The organism is Parasphingorhabdus sp., assembly GCF_049667325.1.
Classification (GTDB): domain Bacteria; phylum Pseudomonadota; class Alphaproteobacteria; order Sphingomonadales; family Sphingomonadaceae; genus Parasphingorhabdus.
Window position 1 is genome coordinate 1 of sequence record NZ_JBATHY010000107.1, and the last position, 4,916, is coordinate 4,916.

The 4,916-nt window shown below is 58.9% G+C and carries 6 protein-coding genes; 5 read left to right on the forward strand and 1 reads right to left on the reverse strand.

The annotated features are described in order from the left end of the window. Window positions 1-436, reverse strand: a 436-nt coding sequence (locus WBM93_RS05645) for a COX15/CtaA family protein (protein WP_424429330.1), incomplete at its 3' end; no start/stop codon positions are given. Window positions 437-589: 153 nt separating this feature from the next. Here WBM93_RS05645 and WBM93_RS05650 point away from each other — a divergent pair. The 5 genes from WBM93_RS05650 to WBM93_RS05670 all read left to right on the forward strand — a co-directional run. Further along, on the forward strand, window positions 590-997 hold the full coding sequence (locus WBM93_RS05650; RefSeq protein ID WP_424429333.1) for a MerC domain-containing protein: 408 nt from the start codon (window positions 590-592) through the stop codon (window positions 995-997). A 46-nt stretch (window positions 998-1,043) separates the two neighbouring features. Further along, complete coding sequence (locus WBM93_RS05655) at window positions 1,044-1,502, forward strand: Fur family transcriptional regulator (RefSeq protein ID WP_424429335.1); 459 nt, start codon at window positions 1,044-1,046, stop codon at window positions 1,500-1,502. Between the two features lie 97 nt (window positions 1,503-1,599). After that, a complete protein-coding gene (dxs, locus tag WBM93_RS05660) occupies window positions 1,600-3,528 on the forward strand; it encodes a 1-deoxy-D-xylulose-5-phosphate synthase (RefSeq protein ID WP_424429338.1) in 1,929 nt (642 codons plus the stop codon). A 50-nt stretch (window positions 3,529-3,578) separates the two neighbouring features. Further along, the gene (locus WBM93_RS05665) at window positions 3,579-4,262 is read left to right on the forward strand and encodes a pyrimidine 5'-nucleotidase (RefSeq protein ID WP_424429341.1); all 684 of its coding nucleotides are present in this window, start codon (window positions 3,579-3,581) and stop codon (window positions 4,260-4,262) included. Then, on the forward strand, window positions 4,259-4,916 hold a 658-nt coding region (locus WBM93_RS05670; RefSeq protein ID WP_424429343.1), incomplete at its 3' end, for a 2,3,4,5-tetrahydropyridine-2,6-dicarboxylate N-succinyltransferase. The genes WBM93_RS05665 and WBM93_RS05670, both read left to right, overlap by 4 nt.

Here is a 4,916-nt window from a genome sequence, read left to right on the forward strand (position 1 = left end):
CGCCGAGAGCGAGCAGGGCCAGCAATCGCAAGCCATAGCCGGTTGGAATCGCCCGCTTGAACGCGAACCAGAGCAGCGGCAGCGCGAAAGCGAGACCGATCAGCCGGCCAAGCAGACGATGTACCCATTCCCAGAAATAGATGAACTTGAAATCCGACAGCGTCATGCCCGCCGGGCCATTGATTTCGAGATATTCCGGGATTTGCTTATATTTCTCGAATTCCGACAGCCAATCGGCTTCGCTGAGCGGCGGCAATGCCCCGGTCACCGGCTTCCATTCGGTTATCGACAGGCCCGATTCGGTCAGCCGGGTGATCCCGCCCACGACAACCATGATGAACACCAGGAAGGCGACCGAGTAGAGCCAGTTGGCGATCGCTACTGGGCGTGTATTTGCCTTGATTTCCGGCTGATTCAGGGCGATCTGATCGGTCATTGGTGGCTATTTGGGTTTAAAACGATGGCCTGACAACCAGAAATGCGAACTTCGCCCGCAAAAAAGGCAGGAAACTTCAATGATGATATGTTGTATCTTAACACGCTTTTCCCTATATCGGCTCTACGCAATCAACAAGTGAGGCAGTGAGTCGTGTTTACGGCATCAAAATTGTGGAACAAAGATGGCCTTTTGATCAGGGATGGCCTTTGGGATCGCTTGGCCGTCCTGGTGTCCGGCCTGTGCCTGGTCCATTGCGTCTCGACCATCGCCATTGTTGCCATCCTGTCCTCGGCGGGCGGGCTTCTGCTCGATCCGCTGATTCACGAGATCGGCCTCGGCATCGCGATTGCGCTCGGCCTGTTTACGCTCGGTCGCGGAGTTCTGGACCATGGCTATATGATGCCTGCGGCTATTGGCGGACTTGGCCTCGGCATGATGATCGGTGCGATCACCTTGGGTCACGAAGGCGGCCATGGCGGAACAGAGGTACTGTACACGATGCTCGGTGTAGGTGTTCTCGCGCTGGGCCACGATCTGAACTACCGCGCCACGCATTAATATGCGGCCCATTGCCCTTGCGGCAAAACATCCCTAAATTATCGCCATGGGAAAACATGATCATCATGAGCATCACGGCGATTCTCTGGCGGATGCCGCGCGTGAAAATCTGGAAAAGTCCGGCGAGAAATGGACCGATACGAGGGCGGCGATCTTTGACGCGCTGGCGGGCTTCTCCCGTCCGGCGTCGGCCTATGACATTGCCGAACTTGTTTCAATCGCACGCGGCAAACGCGTCGCACCAAACAGCGTTTATCGTATTCTCGACCTGTTTGTGACCAACAATCTTGCGATGCGGGTCGAAAGCGCCAACGCCTATCTTGCCAACAGCCATCCCGGATGCGCGCATGATTGTATTTTCCTGGTTTGCGACACTTGCGGGGAGGCGACTCATATTGACGACGACCCCCTGTCCCAGCAAGTGCGCACGGTCGCAAAAAGCCAGGGCTTCAGTTCTATCCGCCCGGTGATAGAGGTGCGGGGCATTTGCCAGAAATGCAGCTAATCCGTCCCGTTTGTCAGCAAAGGTTCACCGACAGCCTGCTGAAAGTTCGACAGACCATTGCGATGCCGTTAAAGCGGGAATCAATCAGGGAGTGAATATGCCAGTTTCGAATACACCTTTGCTGGATGATGTCTCCCTTCCGGCAGATTTGCGGAAATTAAAGCCCGATCAGCTCCGCCAGTTTGCCGACGAGCTACGCGCCGAGGTGATTGACACGGTCTCCACCACCGGCGGCCATCTCGGCGCCGGCCTCGGCGTTGTCGAGCTGACGACAGCAATCCACTATGTTTTCAACACCCCCGAAGACCGGCTGATCTGGGATGTTGGCCATCAATGCTATCCGCACAAAATCATCACCGGCCGCCGCGACCGGATCAGAACCTTGCGACAAGGCGGCGGACTGTCGGGTTTCACCAAGCGGTCGGAAAGCGAATATGATCCCTTCGGCGCTGCCCATAGCTCGACCTCGATCAGCGCTGCCCTCGGCTTCGCTATTGCCAACAAGCTGAACGACAAGCCCGGTCGCGGCATAGCCGTCATCGGCGACGGCGCGATGAGCGCGGGCATGGCCTATGAAGCGATGAACAATGCCGAAGCGGCGGGCAACCGGCTGGTCGTCATCCTCAATGACAATGACATGTCGATCGCACCACCGGTCGGCGGGCTATCGGCCTATCTCGCCCGAATAGTGTCCTCCCGCGAATTTCTCGGCGTCCGCCAGTTGGCCCGCCGCATCGCCCGCAAACTGCCCAAGGTGCTCCATGATGCAGCGCGCAAGACCGATGAATTTGCCCGTGGCATGACCATGGGCGGGACTCTGTTCGAAGAACTGGGCTTCTACTATGTCGGCCCGATCGACGGCCACAATCTCGAACATCTGATTCCCGTTCTTGAAAATGTTCGCGACGCGGCGGAAGGGCCCTGCTTGATTCATGTCGTGACCGAAAAGGGCAAAGGCTATAAATTTGCCGAGGAAGCGGACGACAAATATCACGGCGTCGCCCAGTTTGATGTGATATCCGGCAAGCAGAACAAGGGACCCGGAGGCGGGCCGCCCGCTTATCAGAATGTTTTCGGCGAAACCCTTGCCAGGCTGGCCGACAGCGATCCGCGTATCTGTGCGATAACTGCAGCGATGCCCTCGGGCACCGGTGTCGATAGATTTGCCAAGGCGCACCCTGACAAGGCCTTTGATGTCGGCATCGCCGAACAGCATGGCGTGACCTTTGCCGCCGGCCTCGCCGCGCAAGGTATGCGGCCTTTTTGCGCGATCTACTCGACTTTTCTGCAACGCGCCTATGATCAGGTGGTGCACGACGTGGCGATCCAGAATCTCCCCGTCCGCTTTGCGATTGACCGGGCCGGGCTGGTCGGCGCGGATGGCAGCACCCATGCCGGATCATTCGATGTCACCTATCTGGCGACATTGCCCAATTTCGTCGTCATGGCCGCGGCCGACGAGGCGGAACTCGCCCACATGACCTATACCGCGTCCTTGCACGACAGCGGCCCGATTGCGTTCCGCTATCCGCGCGGAAATGGCACCGGCGTGCCGATTCCGGAAAAGCTGGAACGGCTGGAAATCGGCAAGGGCCGGATCGTCAAGCAGGGCACCAAGGTCGCGATCCTCTCGCTCGGCGCCCGGCTCGAAGAAGCGAAGAAGGCAGCCGCTCGACTCGAAGCCAAGGGCCTGAGCACCACCGTCGCCGACCTGCGCTTCGCCAAGCCGCTTGATGAAGAACTGATCCGCAAATTGCTCACCACCCATGAAGTGGCGGTCACGGTCGAGGAAGCCTCGGTCGGCGGCCTCGGCGCACATGTCCTGACCTATGCGTCGGACAACGGGCTGACCGACGCCGGCCTGAAGATCCGCACCATGCGCCTGCCGGACGTTTTTCAGGATCAGGACAAGCCGGATCTGCAATATAAAGAAGCGGGTCTGGATGCGGATGGCATTGTCGAAACGGTGCTGAAGGCCCTGCGGCACAATAGTGCGAACGTCGAGAATGCAGGCGCGCGGGCCTAGCTTATATTGCAGCTTGTGATTGCCGGAAACGGTCTTTAGTCGATAGCGTCATGCCACCGGAACTCTCCCATATCGATCACTGGATCTTCGATCTCGACAATGTGCTTTATCCGGCATCCTGCGACCTGTTCGCGCTGATAGACATCAAGATGGGCGAATATATTGCCCGGACCTTGGATTGCGATCTGGTCGAGGCACGCAAAATCCAGAAGGGCTTTTTTCACGATCATGGCACCACGCTAGCCGGTCTGATGCATCATCACGGCACCGACCCGGCCGACTTTCTCGATTTCGTCCATGATATCGAAATGGACCGCCTGTCACCGGCGCCGCTGGTGCGGGCAGCGATCGAAGCGCTGCCCGGCGAAAAGCTGGTGTTCACAAATGCCGACCGGCCTTATGCCGAGCGGGTGCTGGAAAAGCGCGGGCTGGGCGGCCTGTTTCACCAGATGCACGATATCCTGGATACCGGCCTCGTTCCCAAGCCGCAGACTGCTGCCTACGAGAGCCTGATCGCCGCGACCGGTATCGACCCGGCCCGCGCCCTGTTTGTCGAAGACATGGCGCGCAATTTGCGTCCGGCGAAGATATTGGGCATGACGACGGTGTGGATCAACACCGGTGCAGAATGGGCTGGCCGGGAGCACGATCCCGCCTATATTGATCACGAAATTACCGATCTGGAAAGCTGGGTGACCGGCCTCCACCATGTGAAAGAAGAGCAACTATCATGACCGCAGCATTGCAAACCGTAATCGACGCCGCCTGGGACAAGCGCGAATCCTTGAGCCTCACGTCGCAGGGACCGGAACGCGAGGCGGTCAACCAGGCTTTGGCGATGCTCGACAACGGGACCGCCCGGGTCGCGGAGAAAAAAGACGGAAAATGGGTGGTCAACCAGTGGCTCAAGAAGGCGGTGCTGCTCTCCTTCCGGCTCAATGACAATGTGCTCATCGAAGGTCCCGGCGGCGCCAACCACTGGGACAAGGTACCCAGCAAATTTGCCGGCTGGGGCGAAAACCGTTTTCGCGAAGCGGGATTCCGCTCGGTGCCCGGCTCGATCGTCCGGCAGGGCGCGTTTATCGGACGCGGCGTCGTGCTGATGCCGAGCTTTGTCAATATCGGCGCGTTTGTCGATGAAGGATCGATGATCGACGGCTGGGCGACGGTCGGCAGCTGCGCGCAAATCGGCAAGAATGTTCACATTTCCGGCGGCGCCGGCATCGGCGGCGTGCTCGAACCGTTGCAGGCCGGTCCGGTGATTATCGAGGACGGCGCGTTTATTGGCGCCCGCGCCGAAGTCGCTGAAGGCGTACGCGTCGGCGAAGGCGCGGTGCTCTCCATGGGTGTCTATCTCGGCGCATCAACCAAGATCATCGACCGAATCA